General features: G+C 36.7%; 20 protein-coding genes. 13 read left to right on the forward strand and 7 right to left on the reverse strand.

The features are described 5' to 3' along the window. Positions 1–153 precede the first annotated feature (153 nt). The 13 genes from IQ282_RS12735 to IQ282_RS12795 all read left to right on the forward strand — a co-directional run bounded on the left by IQ282_RS12735 (position 154) and on the right by IQ282_RS12795 (position 15,039). Positions 154–1,521 (forward strand): lactonase family protein, encoded by a 1,368-nt coding sequence (locus IQ282_RS12735; RefSeq protein ID WP_194852253.1) that lies wholly within the window; start codon positions 154–156, stop codon positions 1,519–1,521. Positions 1,522–1,549: 28 nt separating this feature from the next. Next, positions 1,550–2,020 carry a YkgB family protein gene (locus IQ282_RS12740; protein WP_194852254.1) on the forward strand — a complete coding sequence of 157 codons (471 nt, stop codon included), beginning with the start codon at positions 1,550–1,552 and terminating at the stop codon, positions 2,018–2,020. 539 nt (positions 2,021–2,559) lie between these two features. Beyond that, complete coding sequence (locus tag IQ282_RS12745) at positions 2,560–5,412, forward strand: T9SS type B sorting domain-containing protein (RefSeq protein ID WP_194852255.1); 2,853 nt, start codon at positions 2,560–2,562, stop codon at positions 5,410–5,412. Positions 5,413–5,611: 199 nt separating this feature from the next. Continuing rightward, a complete protein-coding gene (locus tag IQ282_RS12750; protein WP_194852256.1) occupies positions 5,612–6,742 on the forward strand; it encodes a DUF2891 domain-containing protein in 1,131 nt (376 codons plus the stop codon). Beyond that, positions 6,726–7,919 carry an Nramp family divalent metal transporter gene (locus IQ282_RS12755; protein ID WP_228547326.1) on the forward strand — a complete coding sequence of 398 codons (1,194 nt, stop codon included), beginning with the start codon at positions 6,726–6,728 and terminating at the stop codon, positions 7,917–7,919. The genes IQ282_RS12750 and IQ282_RS12755 overlap by 17 nt, the downstream gene beginning before the upstream one ends. Further along, positions 7,916–8,653 (forward strand): LamB/YcsF family protein, encoded by a 738-nt coding sequence (locus IQ282_RS12760; RefSeq protein ID WP_194852258.1) that lies wholly within the window; start codon positions 7,916–7,918, stop codon positions 8,651–8,653. The genes IQ282_RS12755 and IQ282_RS12760 overlap by 4 nt, the downstream gene beginning before the upstream one ends. Before the next feature lie 7 nt (positions 8,654–8,660). Further along, positions 8,661–9,356, forward strand: coding sequence for a 5-oxoprolinase subunit B family protein (locus IQ282_RS12765; RefSeq protein WP_194852259.1), 696 nt, complete (start codon positions 8,661–8,663; stop codon positions 9,354–9,356). Beyond that, the gene (locus IQ282_RS12770) at positions 9,349–10,197 is read left to right on the forward strand and encodes a 5-oxoprolinase subunit C family protein (RefSeq protein WP_194852260.1); all 849 of its coding nucleotides are present in this window, start codon (positions 9,349–9,351) and stop codon (positions 10,195–10,197) included. The genes IQ282_RS12765 and IQ282_RS12770 overlap by 8 nt, the downstream gene beginning before the upstream one ends. Positions 10,198–11,356: 1,159 nt before the next feature. Beyond that, complete coding sequence (locus IQ282_RS12775) at positions 11,357–11,626, forward strand: hypothetical protein (protein ID WP_194852261.1); 270 nt, start codon at positions 11,357–11,359, stop codon at positions 11,624–11,626. 93 nt (positions 11,627–11,719) lie between these two features. Beyond that, entirely contained in the window at positions 11,720–12,436 is a 717-nt protein-coding gene (locus IQ282_RS12780) for a uracil-DNA glycosylase family protein (protein ID WP_228547327.1), read from the forward strand. A gap of 516 nt (positions 12,437–12,952) precedes the next feature. Continuing rightward, positions 12,953–13,699 (forward strand): hypothetical protein, encoded by a 747-nt coding sequence (locus tag IQ282_RS12785; RefSeq protein WP_194852262.1) that lies wholly within the window; start codon positions 12,953–12,955, stop codon positions 13,697–13,699. Between the two features lie 67 nt (positions 13,700–13,766). Beyond that, on the forward strand, positions 13,767–14,438 hold the full coding sequence (locus tag IQ282_RS12790; RefSeq protein ID WP_194852263.1) for a hypothetical protein: 672 nt from the start codon (positions 13,767–13,769) through the stop codon (positions 14,436–14,438). A gap of 193 nt (positions 14,439–14,631) precedes the next feature. Further along, positions 14,632–15,039, forward strand: coding sequence for a YchJ family protein (locus tag IQ282_RS12795; protein ID WP_228547328.1), 408 nt, complete (start codon positions 14,632–14,634; stop codon positions 15,037–15,039). A gap of 15 nt (positions 15,040–15,054) precedes the next feature. Here IQ282_RS12795 and IQ282_RS12800 read toward each other — a convergent pair whose 3' ends face one another. The 7 genes from IQ282_RS12800 to IQ282_RS12830 all read right to left on the reverse strand — a co-directional run bounded on the left by IQ282_RS12800 (position 15,055) and on the right by IQ282_RS12830 (position 20,358). Then, positions 15,055–15,210 carry a hypothetical protein gene (locus IQ282_RS12800; protein ID WP_194852264.1) on the reverse strand — a complete coding sequence of 52 codons (156 nt, stop codon included), beginning with the start codon at positions 15,208–15,210 and terminating at the stop codon, positions 15,055–15,057. A gap of 591 nt (positions 15,211–15,801) precedes the next feature. Then, positions 15,802–16,191 carry a hypothetical protein gene (locus IQ282_RS12805; RefSeq protein ID WP_194852265.1) on the reverse strand — a complete coding sequence of 130 codons (390 nt, stop codon included), beginning with the start codon at positions 16,189–16,191 and terminating at the stop codon, positions 15,802–15,804. 12 nt (positions 16,192–16,203) lie between these two features. Continuing rightward, entirely contained in the window at positions 16,204–16,626 is a 423-nt protein-coding gene (locus IQ282_RS12810; RefSeq protein ID WP_194852266.1) for a hypothetical protein, read from the reverse strand. A 12-nt stretch (positions 16,627–16,638) separates the two neighbouring features. Continuing rightward, complete coding sequence (locus IQ282_RS12815; protein WP_194852267.1) at positions 16,639–17,058, reverse strand: GreA/GreB family elongation factor; 420 nt, start codon at positions 17,056–17,058, stop codon at positions 16,639–16,641. 447 nt (positions 17,059–17,505) lie between these two features. Next, positions 17,506–18,807 carry a Glu/Leu/Phe/Val family dehydrogenase gene (locus IQ282_RS12820; protein ID WP_194852268.1) on the reverse strand — a complete coding sequence of 434 codons (1,302 nt, stop codon included), beginning with the start codon at positions 18,805–18,807 and terminating at the stop codon, positions 17,506–17,508. Between the two features lie 436 nt (positions 18,808–19,243). Continuing rightward, positions 19,244–19,426: a hypothetical protein gene (locus IQ282_RS12825; RefSeq protein WP_194852269.1), complete on the reverse strand. Its 183-nt coding sequence runs from the start codon at positions 19,424–19,426 to the stop codon at positions 19,244–19,246. 272 nt (positions 19,427–19,698) lie between these two features. After that, positions 19,699–20,358 carry a metal-dependent transcriptional regulator gene (locus IQ282_RS12830; protein ID WP_194852270.1) on the reverse strand — a complete coding sequence of 220 codons (660 nt, stop codon included), beginning with the start codon at positions 20,356–20,358 and terminating at the stop codon, positions 19,699–19,701. Between the last annotated feature and the right edge of the window lie 93 nt (positions 20,359–20,451).

Consider the following 20,451-nt stretch of genomic DNA (forward strand, 5'->3'; position numbering starts at 1 on the left):
ATCTTCATAAGTCCAAAAGGTTCTACTTTATACTTTTGGAAAAATTGCTATCGGAATTGAGATGAGCCGTTTAATGGAACAATTGTTCATAATTGAACGGGAGAAATCAAATCAAATAATCTGATGGTTTAAGAAATCTTAAAAAAAATTACCATGAAAAAATCAATTCTTTCGCTATTCTGCGGGATAGCAATTGTTTTAGCAACCAGTTGTTCAAACAATGACGATTACAATGACAATAATAGCAATACCGTTGCTGGATATCTTTACACTACTACTAACGGCCAGTCCACAAATCAGGTTATTAGGTTTGACCGAATGGATAATGGAATGTTAGCTAATGAAACAGCTTATATTACGAATAGTTTAGGAGGATCTAATGTGTCGGTCGGTGGTGATGCACATGGTGATTTTGACGCACAAGGCGCCATTAAGATCATCGATAACTACCTTTTGAACGTCAATGCTGGCGGTAATACGGTTTCCGTTTTTTCATTGGATAAAAGTAATGGGGATTTATCATTAATAGGTAATACAGATTCGGGTGGAACGCGTCCTGTAAGTATAACAAGTACTCCAGTCAGTGGCAGCACTACAGAGTTTTGGGTTATGGTGGGAAATCAATGGAACAATCCAAACGTTCAGAAAAATGCTCCTAATGTAGAACGTTATCCAAATGATGCATTTCACGCGATGGATCTTACACAGCCCGACGCCTCTGATGCCGAAAGAAATATTGCTTTATTTAGATTCAATACGGCTGATGGAAGTTTGAATTTTCAAGGTGTGATGGACAACTTTGTCCGTGAAAATGGCGGGCCAGTGGAAGTTCTTTTTAGTGAGGACGGGTCAAAACTAGCCGTGTCTTTATGGGGCATCGCTCACTTTTTGAACGATGGCCCTTCATTGGAAGAGCAACATCCTAGTCGTGTTTACATTTATGATTTCTCAAACGGAGTGGTATCTAACCCACGATTTTTTGAAGAAGAAGGTATAGCGGGAACCATAGGTATTAGTTGGGCTCCTAATAGCAACACTACATTATACTCTACCAACTTTAATGTTACTGCTGCAAAAGCAGAAAACAGTATGGTAGTTCTTACTGATACAGGTTCTGCTGTAAATAAAATGGCTAATTTTAATACAGGAAATGGCAGCGATCTTGACGAAGCTTGTTGGACGGTTGTAAGTCCCACTGGCGATAGATTGTATGTTTCAAGTTTCAAAGGAAATATAGTGACTCCTTTTTCTATAGGTTCTGGTGGATCAATTACGGGAACACTTCCTTTTGAAACAAGAAAGGGAGTTATGCCACCGGGAGACTCAAAAGATGTTTACGTGACTGCAGACAATAGGTTCTTATATAATACAGGAGCGTTCCAGTCCTTCTCTATGAATATTTTTGATGTCACAAATGGTGGACTTGAATTTAGACAACAAATATTCTTAGACAATACTCAAAGTGGGTCAGGACAACCAGGAGCATTTAACTTTTTAGGTCTTACAGGTTTCGATTTATAAACCTGGAAAAAAAACAAAAATTTCAAATATGGAAAAGATAACAGGAAAACGATTAACTGAAATTGGAGCCTTTATTATCAGATATGGTTTAGTAATGGTATTGCTATATGTAGGAGCATTAAAATTCACCACCTACGAGGCGGAAGGTATTAAACCACTTATAGAAAATAGTTTTTTGATGTCTTGGGGATATGATATAATGAGCGTTCAAGGATTTTCTATTCTAATAGGTGCCATTGAAATAGTTTTAGGATTGCTTATTGCATTAAGGGAATTTAGCCCAAAATTATCTGCTTTTGGTAGTCTGGGAGCTGCTTTAATGTTTGTGTGCACCCTGAGTTTTCTAATTACTACTCCTGCGGCATGGCAAGCAGGCTATGGTTTTCCATTTGCCTCTCCTATGCCTGGACAATTTATTTTAAAAGATATATTGTCTATAGGGGCAGCACTTTGGACTGCTGGCGAGGCACTCATTGCTTGTAGAAAAATAAACCCCTGAGAGTCTAGATAAATTTTGTAGATGATCTAATCTACAGTTTTCAAAATGGTAAATGAGCCTGAAACAGGTGGGATTCAACCCAGCTGTTTTGGGCTCTTTGCATTTATGCGTGCTGATAATTCACACACTTAAGTAAATTATTCTTGAGACCTAATTCACGTTCCTCATAGCCTTATTGTTTATTTTAATGAATAGATGGAGAACTGAGCACTTTAGCAGTCCAGCATTTATAGCAGTGGCTAACAATAGAATCTTTAGTATAATATCCGCTTTCGCGAAAAAATAAAATTATCAAATTCTAAACGATTAATTGTCACGAGGGATGGAAGAGAAGTTCAAATATGAAATCGTAGGATTAGTTCGACTCAATATAAACACCGTTAATCTGATTTTTAGCATGTATTTCGACGATTAAAAGCAGTAATCAGCGATTTAAAATTCTTATTAGAATAGTTTTGTGTAGATAATAAAAAACACTGCCCCCATAGTCTAACGCAATGAACTTCAATCGCTTTACAAAATCATATCTTTTTTTATGGATGCTGTCATTCTGTTTAGCGGTGGTTCCAATTGAGAAAACGATCCCAAAAGCTAAAGAGGTTACAGCCATTTCGTTGAACACTGAAAGTAAACACCCACGAATTGACGTAAATGTAAATGTTAATTCAGCAGATTTAGTTTGTCCTGAAGATATTATAGTGGATGCGGCAGCGGGAGAATGTGGAGCGGTCGTTCGGTTTGAAGATGCATTTTTTCCTGGCACTCCAGTACTAGAAGAAATCGTTATGCTATTTGATGGGCCTAACGTCAACAGCTCACCCTATATGGAGAAGGGAATGCGATTAGATGGTGTAGGGCGCAGCCATATTGATGCACCTTCCAGCGTTTGTGAAAACCGGGAAGGTGCTTTGATTCACCAGTCTACCTCTAATACCTGGTCTTACAACGACGGACAGCCGTTTACACCCACACGGTTTTATGCATGTTCTACAAATATGCGTTTTACAACTGGAGATTGCGGGACAGAATTTATTCCTACAGAAACTGGAGAGGTCAACTTTCCAGATACACCAGAGTGGAAAAATATCACATCGATGACCTGGGAGGAAACCAGCGGTGAGGCAGATACCAGCATGGATCTTTTTAGATTTATTCCTTCATCAATAAAACAAACCGAAGGGCTAGAGTCCAGTTGTTTCTTTCCAGTTGGAATTACGCCGGTAACTTACACGGCTACTGATGAGAATGGTGTGGTAACCAGCTGTACTTTTAATGTCATCGTAAAAGATGTTGAAAACCCAATAGTCATAACAAAGAATTTCACAATAGCTTTAGATGAAAGCCAACTCGCAGAAATTACAATTGCCGATATAACAGAATCTCTTCCCACCGATAATTGTGGGATTGAATCTTTCACTTTAAGTAAAAATGTTTTCACGTGTTCTAATGTTGGTATGAATACAATTACACTCACGGTAACTGATGTCAACGGTAACATAACTGAAGAAACAGTAAATGTCGCCATAACTGGTAGCGAGACTAACTCAGGAATTGACCCGATTGATGATACAGCGGTGTGTGTGTCTCTGGAGCTGCCTATAATTACAGGTTCAAATCTTTCTGGAAGTCAGCAATACTATACACAGCCTAATGGGGCAGGAGATACTTTTGAAGAAGGTGATGTTCTGCATTTTTCAGATTTCTCATCTTATCCCACTACTTTATATGCATTCGATTCAAAATCTTTAGAAGATTGCAAACCTCAAACTTCATTTAAATTAACAATCAATCAAGCGCCACAGCTGGATGTTCCGTCTCCTATTGAAGCTTGTGATACCTTTACCTTTCCCGCAATTTCAGGAAGAAATCTATCTGGTGCTGAGTCTTATTATACCCAGCCTAATGGTAAGGGAATTGCTTATAATGAAGGTGATGTAATATCTAGGGATGCCTTCTCAAATTATCCCGCTACCATTTACATATACGATGTCACTGCAAAAGCTGGATGCAAAGAAGCCGTTTCCTTTGAGCTCGATCTCACTGTTTGCCCGATGCAAATAACGATTATAACAAGTCAAACAGAAATTTGTGATAATGATTTGACTCCTATAGTCTTGACCGCTATTACAAACCCTGAAAAATCAAAAGGAAGATTTAGTTATAAATGGCGAGAAGTGGGCGGTACAACTGTGCTCGCGAGCAGTAAAGCTTATGAAGTCTTACCAGAAAATTCTACAAATTATGAAGTTACCGTTATAGATGATGGTGAAAGAAATCCAATTAACACCGCTACGGCAACGTTGAATATCGTAGTAAATGAAGCTCCCGTAGTTACAGCACCTTTTAGTATTGAAATTTGCGACAACCCTCAAGATGGTGTAGGTTTAGAATTCATAGACCTCTCCACTTATAATCAAAGAGTGTCGATGAACGCTGCTAATGTCAAAGTTTCATATCACTCCACACAAGAAGAAGCAGACTCAGGCAGCAATGCTTTACCTGATTCTCATCAATTTTCAGTGGGCGAGAGCATCATATTTGTTAGAATAGCTAGTGAATCCACTGGCTGTTTTGAAACTACATATATAAAATTCAACCTCAATGGTTTACCAGAAATATTGTTAGAACCAGAATATGTACTTTGTAAATCAGCAAACAAAAATCAACCCGTAACCACAGCAATATCAACCGGATTAACCGTCTCTAATTATCAATTTTCATGGACTATTGATCAAGGGAACGGGCCCCAAGAACTAGAGGCAAGTCAGGGATCTATTGCCCTGACAGAAATTGGAGATTACACGGTTACCGTTATCGATCGCAACACGGGATGTAGCATTACAGCGACTACCAGCGTTAAGTCAGGCAGTGAGCCTTTAAGTTACGGCGCTACTGCAGATGTATCTGATGTATGGAACTCGCACACGATAACCGCAACTCTAAAAAATAATTTAAACGTACAGAATACTCAATATCAGGTAAGACTGGATAATGGATTATGGTATGATATGGCTCCTAACGGTGACGGTTTAGAGTACAAGTTCCAGAGTGTGGAAACTGGTAATGGGATACATCAGGTGTACTTTAGAGACGTTGGCGGTTGCTGGTCTGACCAGGCTGAAATTATTTTAATAGGGGTTCCTCAATTTTTCACTCCTAATGGTGATGGATTCAACGATCACTGGAATGTTTATGGTCCTACAAATTTATTGCAGGACTCCAGAATATTCATTTTTGATCGATATGGCAAACTTCTAGCACAGATTGAGGGGAATTCTGCTGGTTGGAATGGTACATTTAATGGCGAGCAACTTCCTTCCACAGATTATTGGTTTACGGTCGATCTTCCGGATGGCCATAACTTCAAAGGACATTTTGCAATGAAACGTTAAAATGGTTTAGTAAATGAATGCTATTCCGCTTTCGCGAAAGCGTGCTTATTTAATTTTATAACGTAGATTTTATATCACGGTTACATTAAATAAATTCTACACGTTAAATGAAACCGAACGACGTTTTTTGTTAAACAGCAGATCATAGAAGTAAAGAAAAAGACTTTCATATATTTACTTCACCACCAAAACATTATTTGTGAAAAATTTCCTCGTTGCTTTATTATTTACTCTATTAGGATGTCAGGAAAAATCATCAACGTTTAATATTGAAAATAAAAAGGAGGCAAGCCTAGTGGATCAAATAGATACACCGCAGCTCACGTTAGAAGAAGCTAATAACCTTGCATTGCTGCCGCTTCATTGTGTCGATCAGGAATACCCCAACAAAATGGGGCATGTGACTGCTGCACCAGAAGATCAAAAACGTCCTACAGTTCAACATCCAGTGTTTTATGGCTGTTTTGACTGGCACAGTGCCGTTCATGGACACTGGAGCGCTGTAGCATTGCTTAAAAAGTTTCCAGAAGTAAATAATGCAGCAGCATTAATGGAAAAGCTCAAAGCAAATATTACCTCGGCAAATGTTGCAGTTGAGGTAGCTTATCTAAACACCGAAAATAATACCACATTTGAACGCACTTATGGTTGGGCATGGCTTCTGAAGCTCCAGCAAGAACTGGATACCTGGCAAACACCAGACGGTCAGAATATGGCGGCAGACTTACAGCCGCTGACAGATATAGTGGTGGAGCGTTATGTAGAGTATTTACCTAAACTCAATTATGCCATACGGGTAGGGGAGCATTCAAATACAGCTTTTGGGATGGTCTTTGCCTGGGATTATGCGCTACATGCAAAAGCCGACAATTTAAAAAATGCAATAGAAACCAAAGCACTGGAATTTTATAAAAATGATGTAGACTGCCCGATTTCCTGGGAACCCAGCGGCTATGATTTTCTATCGCCTTGTCTGGAAGAAGTAGATATTATGAGGCGTATCCTTCCCGCGGCAGAATTTCATCCTTGGCTTCAAAAGTTTTTACCTGAAATAGAAAAAGGGAAGCTCGCTATAGAAATAGGAAAAGTTAGTGATCGCAGCGATGGTAAATTAGTTCATATTGATGGGTTAAACCTGAGCCGTTCCTGGGTTCTTTATGGTCTTGCTGCACAGTATGAGCAGTATCAACCCCTCATTGAAATTGCAGATGCACATATTACAAATACATTACCTAATCTAGTGGCAGACGATTATGCAGGCGGTCACTGGCTGGGAAGTTTTGGTATCTATGCCTTACAACAAGCTGGAACCCTTGAAAAAAATCTTTAAAAATATAGGGCCAGGTACATTAGTCGCCGCTGCTTTTATAGGCCCTGGAACCATTACCATTTGTACTAAAGGCGGAGCCACATATGGTTACAGCCTACTCTGGGCCATGTTACTTTCTATGGTAGCAACGATCGTATTGCAGGAAATGGCGGCAAGACTGGGGTTGATTACTGGCAATGGCTTGTCTAAAATTGTTAGAAATAAACTGGAGAACAAAACGGCCCGTATTGCAATGATCTTATTGATGATCAGTGCCATATTTATAGGTAATGCGGCCTATGAAGCAGGTAACATTTCAGGTGGTGTAATTGGAATACAAGTATTAACCAGCGCTGCCTGGTATCATCCTTTGATAATTGGATTGTGTGCGTTTATCCTTTTATTCATTGGGAACTATAAAATTCTCGAAAAAGTACTGATAGGCATGGTACTATTGATGGGAATATCTTTTGTAGCTGTTGCAGTTGCCATTAAACCCGACTTTAATCTAATCCTTGACGGACTTCTTTCTCCCAGTTTTGAGGACGATCAATTATTATTAATTCTGGGATTGATTGGAACCACAGTGGTACCTTATAATTTATTTCTACACGCATCTCTAGTTAAAGAAAAATGGAAACATAACACCGACTTAAAATATGCACGGTGGGATACTATTATTTCTGTTAATTTAGGTGGTATTGTTTCCATGGCGATAATCATTGCCGCAACCGGTTTGCAAGGCCAGGGAATATCATCGCCTGCAGATCTCGCGATGTCGTTGGAGCCTATTTATGGTAGATTTTCCTCTTCCGTTTTTGCTGTTGGAATTATTGCTGCAGGAATCACTAGTGCTATTACAGCGCCATTAGCTGCGGCATACGTTGTTCAAGGCTGTCTAGGCTGGGAAGCTGATCTAAAAAATTGGAAGTTCCGTGCCGTATGGATGGTGGTACTTTGTGTGGGTGTGTTGTTTTCTTCTATAGGATTTAAGCCGTTGAAGGTAATCACCTTTGCTCAAGTGGCAAATGGTTTACTACTCCCCATCATGGCAATTATACTTCTCTGGCTCGTAAATACAAATGTTTTGGGTAGGTTCAAAAACAATTGGATTCTCAACCTGATTGCAGTAGCAGTCGTTTTAATTAGCTTATTTTTAGGTGCCAAAACACTGGCAATTGTTACTGGAATGCTATGAATTATACCATTGATCTCAACTGCGATTTAGGAGAGGGAATGGGCAATGATACCCAAATCATGCCTTACATATCCTCTTGTAACATTGCTTGCGGTGGGCATTTTGGAACGATAGAAAGCATAAAGCAAGCCTTACAATTAGCATTAAAATTCAATGTAAAGGCGGGTGCTCATCCCTCTTTTGAGGATGCCAAAAATTTTGGAAGAGTACAGATGCAATGGTCTCGAGTCCGCTTTCGCGAAAGCGTACTAAAACAACTTCAGCAATTCCAGACAGCAGCGGTAGATATAGGTTCTGAGCTGCACCATATAAAAATGCATGGCGCTTTATATCACGCCACTGCCCATGTACCTGAATATGCTAACTGGACTGTTGAATTATTGCAGGAATTTTACCCTAGTACGCCCATTTATAGTCTTCCAGATTCCTTTTTACATCAAAAGTGTAAACAGCATGGGCAACCATTTATGAAAGAAGCTTTTGCAGATCGAGCTTATAAAGCAGATGGTTTTTTAATTCCCAGAGCTGATGCGGGCGGTGTCTTTACAACTATAAATCAGGTAAAACAGCAGTTAATAGAGCTCATCAAAAATAAAAGGATAGTTGCTAGTGATGGTACTATTATACCGATGGTAGCAGATTCCTTTTGCATTCACGGAGATAATATTGAAATAATCAAACAATTGCCAGAGCTTATTAAGCTACTTGATCAAAATGACATTAGCATTGCATAAACCCTCAATGCAATACAGGTTAGTAGGTACAAAAGCAATTGAGATTTATTGGAAAGAAACCAATCAAGATCTATTATCAGAGCGGCACGCTGCCGCTCAAAGCATTCAAGATTATTATGGCCATAAAGTAGCGGTCAATGAAGGTTACCAAACGATTCTCATTTTATTATTATCTAGTAAATTGAATACAAATACTGTTATACTTGAAGTGAAGGACCTATTGAGTGTTTTGAAAACCAATTTTATATCAAAACCTCAAACCTGGAAGCTACCTGTTTATTATGATGTAGACGGACAAGATTTAATTGAACTAAGCACCTCCTGTCATCTTTCTAGAGAATCTGTTATTGAAAAGCATTTGTTAGGATTGTATCAGGTAGAATTTATAGGCTTTCTACCAGGATTTCCTTATTTATCAGGCTTGTCACAAGAGTTGCAGATTCCAAGAAAACAAACACCTTCCAGATCAATACCCGCAGGAAGTGTAGCCGTTGCGGCTGGGCAGTGCGGTATATATCCACAAGAATCTCCAGGTGGGTGGTATGTTTTAGGGAGAACCCCAGTATCACTTTTTGATGTAAACAGGGCGCAACCTGGATTTTTAGAAATAGCAGATAACGTGAGTTTCTATAAAATAGATAAAGCAGAATTTGAATTTCTAAAGAGTGAAAATCTTAATCCTGAAAAATTCTTAAATGGCTAAAGCAACTATTTTAGAAACAGGATTTTATACCAGCATACAAGATGAAGGTAGATTTCACTATAGACATTTGGGAATACCTCATTCTGGTTGTATGGATCAAGATATGGCAGGTAACGCTAATGCTCTTTTAGGCAACCCAGCGGAATCCGCTATACTTGAAATGATTATTGAGGGCGCTACCATAAAATTTCAAGAGCCTACTCATATAATTGTTATGGGTAAAATTGATACACTTTTATTGAATAATCTAAAAATTAATGCAAACCAACTCATCAAAATTAATGCACTTGACATTTTGAATATAGGACGCGTGACACACGGTCATTTTATCTATCTCGCGATCCAAGGAGGATGGCAAACTCAAATGGTTTTGGGTAGTAGATCCATGTATAGTGGTATTACTTCTAATGGTTTTTTAAAAAAAGATCAGACATTAGAATATCACAGTACTTTAAATACTTCAAAATCTTTTCCAATCAAAGCATTAAACGAAGGTGGTACGATTAAGGTATTTCCTGGTCCTGAATATGCGGACCTGCCAGACTCCTGGAAAGAACGTCTAAAGTTTGAAGAATTTGAACTGTCTGCTTCATGGAACCGGATGGCTTATTCTTTTGCAACCAACGTGTCCGTTGATATTCCTCAAATTAAAACAGCGCCAGTATTGCCAGGAACAGTTCAATTAACTCCCACTGGCAATCTAAATGTTCTAATGCGAGATGCTCAATCTACAGGAGGCTATCCTAGAATTTTACAAATTGCAGATAATGATTTAAATCGTTTATGTAGAATTCAAACTGGTGATAAGATATTCTTAGAAATAGAAAATTATACGGTATAGATTAATCAAATTTACGTAGGGTAAGTAAGATTGTAAAACCATTAATTCAAGTATTCGCATTGTAGAATGAAATCTATCAGTATTCCCTAAATTATCAGATTACTTACTCAACTTGTCGCTTAATCATCTAACCCAACCATCCTAATAAAACTGAATTTTAAGAAGATGATAATAGATTTGCGGTTAAGGTTTATAGAATGAAAAATGAAAATAAACCAACTCTGAAAACTACGTACGACCTCTCATGATTTTAGGTTTTGAGTTCACATAAGGAAAAAGGTAAAATAATTGATCAACCTGAGAAATTTATTAATTGAAATCATGATAATTTAGCTAGGAGTAGAGTGCATGGTTGGTAGTTGACAGTCGGGCATCTAAGAATAGTAAAGATTATTTCTGCACTAGATTGCATGGTATAAAAATGATCTGCAACGATTATTTTGCTGAAGCTATTTATGTTTCAAATATCTTCAATGAAAATGCAGCATACATCTTTTTTAAAGAAAATCTCTTGCCTAAAAATCAGTGAATTAGATGTGCAAATGGTAGCGACTATCTTGTGTGCGGGAATTAAAACTTTCTCTCCGTTAAATTATTGGGTAGCACAAAAGTGGATACAGTCACTATTTTAAGAATTTGCAGATTACGTCACATAGATGTGAAAATAGCAAAAGCTATGTGAGCAAAGAGCGCGGTAATTTCAATGGAAAAGTTCAAGTATTCCAACACAACTAATCATAAATCCATAGTTTCATTGCTTCACAAGAGACGCTAGTGACGGTAAGATTTTAAGAAGTCTAAAATATCTAATCAACAATGTGAGATGTTAAAAAATTCTAGGTTAGTTACAGGTTCTATATTCGGTAGTAATAAGGAATCTCAAATAGTAATGGTTTTCAGTTCAGAGTATGATATATTTCAAGATATTGAAATGATATAGATCAATAAGTTAAAGATACTTTTCAGAAAGTCAAAGTTGACGTGAGATTCAGATATGTTATTAATATGAAATTTAGGTTTTTTGATTAGCTTTTGAATATCAAATCAAAAGCATTAAATTGAGACAAATAAGTGGTTTAAAGTTTGACTAGTTTTTGAACTATTTTTTGCTGGTAATATATATATATTAAAATTTATAGAATTAAAAGGAGATCCGATTATGAAAGATGAAACCTATCATTTTATTGTAGTGGAAAGTTATAGACCTCACAACATGAACGGTCTTTATGGCGAGGTTTTGATTAGACCTATAGCAGGTGAGGAACCATTTACCCAAGACATGCCTGTAGAATGCCCTGATGCATTAAGTCGGGATTATGAGGTAGGAACGCTATTTAAAATTAAAGCCAAAATTGTAAAAAATGAAAATGAAAGACCTTTTATCAAACATGATAGCAATTCGCCATTTGATATATTGCGGATAGAGTAAAACACAAATTGGGCGAACTCTTGTTTATTCAGATTAACTCATAAGACTTCTTTCCCGTTAACCTACGTTATCATCAAAGTGCCGTAAATTTTAATGAAACAGTTCAAAATGCCTATGAAAAACAAAACCACCTTCGCAGATAGAATGATTGCATTTAACAAGCAATTAAATTTACAAGTGAAGTTACCCAAGGACATCAAGGTTATGAATCCGTTTAAGGAAAATAAGGATGCATTATCATTATCCAGTACTTTTTATAAAAAATTCTATGACGATGATGATAAGCGCAGGATGGTTATAGGAATTAACCCTGGACGACATGGTGCCGCTATCACAGGTGTGCCCTTCACTGATCCTAAAAGATTACGAAGTGTTTGTGGCATAAACAGTGACTATCACAATCACGAGCCTTCCAGCGTGTTTATTTACGATATGATTGAGAAGTACGGTGGTGTAGACCAGTTCTACAAAAACTTTTATATCAACTCAGTTTCACCGTTGGGTTTTATCCACAAAAAGAATGATAAATGGCTCAATTATAATTATTATGATAGTAAAGAACTACAAAAGCTAGTGACTCCTTTCATAATCTCAACTTTGCAAAAACAGTTAAACTTGGGAATTGATAGCGAGACTTGCTTTTGTTTAGGGTCTGGAAAAAATCTCAAATTTTTACATCAAATTAATGAAAAGCATTCCTTTTTTAAATCAATTATTCCACTAGAGCATCCCAGATATATACAGCAATACAAGTCAAAATATAAGTCCGATTACATTGATAAATACGTTTCCGCTTTCGCGAAAGGTTAAAGCGTAAAAATTCCTATACTTCCTTTAAACGCAGAGTTTGGCTCACGGTTTTATCAACCTTATGGAATAGTAGTCTAATGGTTTGACACTTTAAGTTTGAGCTTTGAAATACTAAAGTATCCCTGAGTCTAGAAGAATTATTATTAAAGTCGATGGAGGTTTTTGTTTTACAAGTAGATGTATTTATAACGATGTTGAGATATAATATCAATCCATAATTACATAGCTAATCTATTAGCCAAGGAAAATATCTAATTTCAATTCACACAAAACCTGGATCTATGTAAGTTTAAGTCGGCGTTTGAATTCTTACAAATCGAATTATCAGTTGATTTTAGAGACAATATTTCTATAGAAACAACTGTTTATCGATAAAAAATTTCTTATTAGAATCTAGTTCTGATACGATTAAGTATAAGTATCTATATTTCAGCATAATAGGATTTTATAAAATCTTTGATACTTGTCAATCAGATACTTTTAAAATACATTTGATTACCGTTAAATGGTTCTCTTTTGAAGGCATACTACACTTTTTTATTTATCTTCCTATTCTCTTTTACAATTACTGCACAAGTCGGCATTAATACATTCAAGTTGTCACCAGGTTCTGCTTTGCAAATTGACAGCACAACGGGAGGTCTTGTTCCCCCTAGAATGAATACCGAGGAAATGGAGAATATTCCAACACCTCTAACTGGTTCACTTATTTATAACTCGGATACGGGATCATTATGGTCGTACCGGATAACCAGGTGGGTAAATCTCGCTCAAATAGATATTCCCTCGATAGTTTTGAATGCTACCTATGAGACGGGAAACAATTTAATAAATACTCAAACAAACACCTATTATAACTTTCCGTTAGATGCTACTGATGCTATTACCGATGTTGATCCAGTCTTTTTTAAGGTAACTAAGCCGGGTGAGATAACTATTAAGCAGGATGGAATATATCTGATTACTGCAAGTTTTTCGATAGATAATTTCCCTGGAGGATCTCATAAATACATTATTGGTTTATTCATTGATGGTGTAGCGGCTAAAGATTTGAGAGGGTACCTCTCCCGCGGTAATGTTACTTTTCCTCTACCAGATGGCGTTGACTCAACAACTCCTGCAGATAATCAATGGGGAACCAGTGGAGTAATTACTTATCCTGTAATGAAAGATCAAAAAATATCCCTCCGTTATGTTATAAATAATAATTTAGTTAAACTGGACGCGAAAATTATGAATATCGCCATAACAAAGTTGCAATAGCATGCGTCTCTATTTAAACTGCATATCAATCATATTCCTAACAATTGGAGGATTGTCATCTTTCGCCATGAGCGGTCAAAATGCTGTTGGAATTCTTGTAGAAGCAAATGATATCGACGATGGATCTGCACTGGAAATAGGAGGGATCAGTGGGTCCTTAGTTCCACCACGAATGACGGAAGGTCAAATGCGTGCAATTACAGACGTATTAGATGGAACCATGGTATACAACAGCACTGTTGATCTTTATTTTATCAGAACAAATGGTGCATGGAGCCTGTTTGAATATGCCACGGTAAATACGTTGATTTTAAATAAAGTGGGCGGTAATTTACCCACATTAAAAGAAGAATTTTTGAACCTTCCTATAGGTTCAGGAAATGTACTGGTGGGGAATGATAAATTTTATGAAGTATTAGGTGATGGAAAAATTAAAGTTTTACGCACTGGGAATTACATCATAAATGCGGAATTATCAGTAACCAATTTTCCATTTACAAATAGAAACTTCTCTCTTATCGTGAATAAAAATAATGACTTGGTAGGCTATCTCAATAGAGCTCAAGTTAAATTAGAGCCGAACGAACCAAAACAAACAAGAGATTTTTTCGGTGCTACAGGAACTGTAATTATAAACGCAGTAGCCGGTGATGTTTTTGACGTGATGTACAATTTTGACTATGACAGTATGGATTTAATCGTAAAATTCCTCAACATTGGTATCTCTAAGACACTGTAGTTTAATTGTGGATACCGCCAGCGCTAAATCTTCATAGTTATCTTTCTCATCTATTAACCTAAATGGTTTTTTGGGCTAGAATATTGTAATCACATTTAAAACGTAATGGTTTAAAACGATCTAATTTAAGTTTGTGTAATGTGGAAAATTTATGATAATCTAATCCCATAATTTCCCCTCGTAAATAAGGCCTATGGAAGACTTAAAAATGACTTGTCCTTGCCATTCAGCTTATCTATACAAGAACTGCTGCTCCATAGCACACAAGAATATCAAAGCGGTAAGAACAGCAGAGCAATTGATGCGTTCTAGATATAGTGCTTTTGTTCTAGGCAATACCAACTATCTATCACGCAGTCATCATAGTTCACAGAAACCGACAAATGAGGAAATGCGAGAAATTGAATTATGGACTAAGTCCGTTACATGGATCAAGTTAGAAATTACGCAAACGAGCATGGGATTAGAGAATGATGTACTTGGAACCGTTGAATTTACTGCTCATTTTAAAGAAGCAGGGAAGCTACAAACCATTCAGGAACACTCACGATTTTGTAAAGAAAATGGACACTGGGTTTATTTTGACGCTATCGAAAATTAACCCTTTTGAGGGAAACTATGAAACCTTATGCGCCTTGGAAGCTTTAATTATTTCCTTCAAACGTTGCGTGCGTAATTCCTTTTCTGCTCGCAATTTATTTTTCTTTCGATCCATTAGTTTGGAGTGTTTACTCTTGTTCTTGGTATTTTTTTGTTTTCCAGCTTTTGCCATGACGCAAATGTAATTCAAAAGAAAAAAAGACTTGTCTCTAGTAGTTTGAATCATTTATCTTGGTTGGTAACTTTACAGTAGCCGTTTGGTTTGAATATTTTAGCAAACCTTTAAAATAAAGGTTTTAAATTAAAATCAATATCATGCCCTTGATCAGAATCGTCGATTAAATGTTCAACACTTGTGAGATGTAATTGCTGGCTAGAAACAAGTTTATAAAATCTAAGCAATCAATAAAAACTCAAGAAATACCAACATCCAGAAACCCTATCGAAACCGCATTATATCTCATTTTACGAGTTGCCATACTTAGATTCATAAATGGTATTGAAACTTAAAATCATTGTCAAGACTTGTTTGGCCTCGACAGTGATTTAATAAATTAGGTCACCTATAAATTGTGACGGAATAACATAATCGTAATGAAAAATAAGAATCGAACTAAACAAAATAAAATACGTGCTTCTAGAAGTAATATCTAAACTCTAGAATTATAATACTTAAAATTTTATGAGTAATGAGAAACCGATTTACTGAGAATCAACCTTTACCGACGAGAGCTTGCAATCACTAAACGGATTTGAAAAACGCTTATTTCCGTTGATAATTAGAGAGAATCAGATATACGTTATTTTTAAGTTGACGAAATTCCGTAATCAACATCATATACTGATCTCTTCTCTTTTCATGCTCTTTCGCTCTAGCAATATCATAATCTCGCTTACCAAATTCAATTTCTTTTTTAAGCTCTTGTTCGTATTGACAAAGTGAACCCATGACCAGAGTATTTTTTCTGCGCATTCCTTGCAGCTGATTTTCAATGGATACAGTTTTCAGAAGTTGTTTTTCGATAAGTTTCAAATGATCCATTTCTATATTGAAATGTTCAATGCTATCCATCCACTGACTCAGTTCAATCAGGTCTTTTTTAATGCAAAGCCTTCTATAAGCGTCAATTTTATACTGCGATTCAGTTTCCAATAAGTAGTCTTATTATGGTTTGTTGTTGACAAGGCTAAACTTTCCTTGAGCTTTATTGAAGAATTCATCCTTCAATCTTCTGTATTTATCTAAATGATATAGATAACTACGTCTATAGCTCTCATGCTCTGTAATGAAAACCATATCACAATGCGTGTCTTCACATTCAATAATGTCCCTCCTGGAATCCATGTATCTGTGAAGCGCGCTGATCAAATTCTCATTCTCTGAATCTTTCTTTTGAAACTTTTCTAGAACGCTTTGATCTTGCATTTTAGCAATAAGATCGTCACCATACAAACCTATCAAGTTTTGTAATTCTTTCTTGATGTATTTTAAGTGATTGATCCAGTTATCCAGCTCAATACTGTTTATTTTGTGAGTTACATCTACATCGTTATCATGACTGTAGATTTCTTGATTTAATGCTTCCATGATTTTTTAAATTTAAATTGGCATTTCAACTTTACCTGCAGACTCATCTTGAGTAACAGTTTCAATTTTCAATTGCTGGTTACCATTTGGAAACTCCCACTCAACGACATCAGTTTCTGAGTATCCAAAAAGCGCGGCGCCCATAGGAGTAAGAATAGATATCTTTCCTTTCTCAAAGTCTTTCTCCGTGGGAATTACTACTTGTAAATCTTTCTTCCAGCCTTTTTCAGAGGAAACAAGAACTGAACTATTAAAACGTATAACGTCCTTAGGCATGTCTTCTTCATCCACCACCTGCGCGATTTTCAATTCCTCGCTCAGTCTCTGTAACGATTTCTTAATTTCGATATCTTCTGAATAGCCCGATATATTGAGTATGCGTTTTAAATAAACGTACTCCTTCTTTTCCAATATTAAACTTCCGTATTTCATGATTTTAGTTATTAGTTTACAATTATTAAGTTGCAAATAAGAGGTAGAAGGTGCGTGAGAGATCAATATTGAAATATCAATATGTAATCACAAACCCATAACTCAATGCAGGTGGAAGCACCAATTACCAACCTCAGACTTCCAGTCCCACATTTAGAATTATGATGAATGTTCCCACACCCTCTAATAATCCTCTATACTTTTTATTCCCTGAGTTCTCTGTTCCAATCACAGATTTATACCTATAAACAGAGCCTTTTTTTCATTTATAAAACCCTCATTAAACATTCGCATCTTTCATTTTAGGACGCAGTGAATGTGGGAAATGAACATTTGTAATTAGATTTACGTAATTAAACGTATCTCATCACAATCTCAAATCCCGCATCACTTTACTCATTTTTATCTTAAAACTACTGCTCTGTTAAAAACAGTAATTATCAAGATTTATGGGAAAATACCGCGTTGGATATATGCTTTCTCGATACGTTTGATAGCGATACAAAAGGCAGATGTACGTAGATCCATTCCTTCACGTTCAGAATATTCGTAAACCTTATCAAATGATTCTTTCATTTTCTTATCAAGTTTAGCAATTACCTCATCCAGCTGCCACAACTCTCCATTTCTATTCTGTAACCATTCAAAATAACTACCTACAACACCACCAGAGTTACAAAGAATATCGGGTATAATAGTTACACCACGCTTTAGAAGTAGCTGCTCTCCTTCAACATTTGTTGGTCCATTAGCGCCTTCGGCAATTAATGTCGCTTTGATAGTTGGAGCATTTTCTTTTGTGATCTGGTTTCCAAGTGCCGCTGGAATACAGATATCACAATCTGTTGCAAAGAATGCATCCTTATCTGCATTTTCAGCATCTGGGAAATCGACGATACTTCCTTTATTAGATTTGGTATATTCAAAAAGATCTTCAACGGTAATCCCTTTTTGATTCTCTATGCTACCGAAAGCATCTTGAACCGCAACCAGTTTAGCTCCTTCTTTTTCTAAAAAGTGAGATGCCCAATATCCTACGTTACCAAAACCTTGAACGATAAACTTCTTACCCTTCAATTCTACGTTAGTGCGCGCTGCCCAGAATTTGATGTTCAAGAAAACACCATAACCTGTTGCACGATCACGACCCTCAAGACCACCACTACCATCTGGTTTACCTGTAACTACATGCTGGTTTGCAGTACGTTCTGCTGGTGGACGAGTACTCATGTAAGTGTCTGCGATCCATGCCATTGTCTGGCTGTTCGTATTTACATCAGGTGCAGGAATATCATGCTCTGGTCCTATGTTATCTGCAAGTGCAAATGTGAATCTACGGGTAATACGCTCTAATTCGCTTTGAGAATATTTACTAGGATCTAGCTGGATTCCACCTTTTCCACCACCATAAGGCAATCCTGCAAGGGACGTTTTCCAGGTCATCCACATTGCTAGAGCACGAGCTGCATCAATGTCAACTGTTGGATGATAACGCAAACCACCTTTATATGGCCCTAGAGCATTATTATGTTGAACTCGATATCCTGTAAAAATTTCTACATCACCACTATCCATCTTCACGGGAAAATGAACAATAATTTCATTATTAGTAATACTCAGGATCTTGCGAATGTTAGGATGTAGGTCAATGTGGTCAGCAGCACTATTGAACTGCTCCATAACGTTTTCCATCATTCCTCTTAAAGGCACTTTTTTGGACTTCTCCTTTGGTTTTGTCATTGTTGTCATAATAGAAACCCTTGATAGGGGTATTTACGGTTATTAAAAAGCGCTTTGTTTTACGCTTTTATAATTTATAATCTTTTTCTGACTCTCGTCTCATTATTAGATAAATGTTAACCAGTTGAAGCAGAAACTTTAAAGGCTTCACTTTATAACTTATCTATAAATAAAACACAGACTCATAAATATTGTAAATGTAGGAATTGAGTTTATCAAATTAAACCATTGTCACGATTTAAGCGAGCCTGAGTCTAATTTTTTTCCAATTCATAATTCCCTAAAAAAAGTTTGTTTTAGATTGTCTGTGACGTAATCTGCTGGTATTGGAAAATTTATAAGGACTGGGTTGTCCTGTTTCAAAAACCAACTTTTGTTCTTGTGATCGTCTGACTGTTAGTGCTGTTAGTAATGCGTTAAAAATCATAGCTTTATTCTTTTAATATTACGCCGTAGCCATTTGCTGCAGGCGTTTCTTCTGTAAATTGTTTTTTTGTGGTTGAAGATTAGCTGTTGCTACCTTCTCGTCAAAATCACTACATGACCAGACCTGGCTTTTTTCATGAGTAAGCACACAAGTTTCTTTGTGCATGCAGGCAGGACATATATTGAAATCAAGTTTTTTCATAAAAACTAATTGTTCGTTGATAGTCTATAGGCAATGCACGTGCCATTACATTTTAAAAATGTGGTGTAAACAATAAGTGTTTGATTATCAATATTTTAAACGCTTTCGCGAAAGCTTAAAGAATTCAGTAGTCGGTACAAAATGACCCAGTTGAGGTGATTTCTACCGGCTGTATTACACCTTTATTAGCAGAATTAAACCTGAAAGCTTGTTTTAGTTTAAGACGCAGGACTTCACAGCAACAATAATCAACATAATAAGGATTAAATATGTTAGGATTTCTCCTCTACGAACAGATTAGAGGCGATCTTATGAGAAACGCGGAGAGGCTTTCCATTAATTTCTAACTCTAGAGCGTGATCAAACTCTTCCTTGCTATAAAGCTTATATGCTGTACCTAAAGTAATTTTTTCCTTGTCCAAATACTGTAAAAAAGTAGGCGAACTATCTTTCACTCCTACAATGATTCCAGTGCTTCCTATCTCCATATCAGAAAGAAGTTGCTGATTCTTATGTTTGAGATTTCCATTTTTATCAGGGATGGGATCCCCATGCGGGTCCTGAGTAGGATAGCCCAAAAGCTTATCAATCGCCTCAATTAACTGTTCACTTTTAATATGTTCCAGTTGCTCTGCGACCTCATGGACCTCATCCCATTGAAAGCCTAAATGTTGAACTAGGAACGTTTCCCACAAGCGGTGTTTCCTTACCACAGTAAGTGCTTGCTTCATACCGGTATTCGTTAATTCCGCACCGTAATACTTCTTATAGTGGACAAGCTTTTTATCAGCTAACTTCTTTACCATTTCTGTGACTGAAGCCGCTTTTGTATTCAGAATCTCTGCGAGACTGCTCGTAGAAACGCCGCTATCTTCTTCTTGTTGTAGGTTATATATGGCTTTGAGGTAGTTTTCCTCTGAGGTTGTGAACATGATCATGAAATAAATTCAAAGATAACTTTTATTAAACGGTAATAAAATATTAGGTTTGCCTAATAAATATATCATTAAACTAAAAAACATAAT

This window comes from Nonlabens antarcticus, from assembly GCF_015356755.1.
Lineage (GTDB): Bacteria > Bacteroidota > Bacteroidia > Flavobacteriales > Flavobacteriaceae > Nonlabens > Nonlabens antarcticus.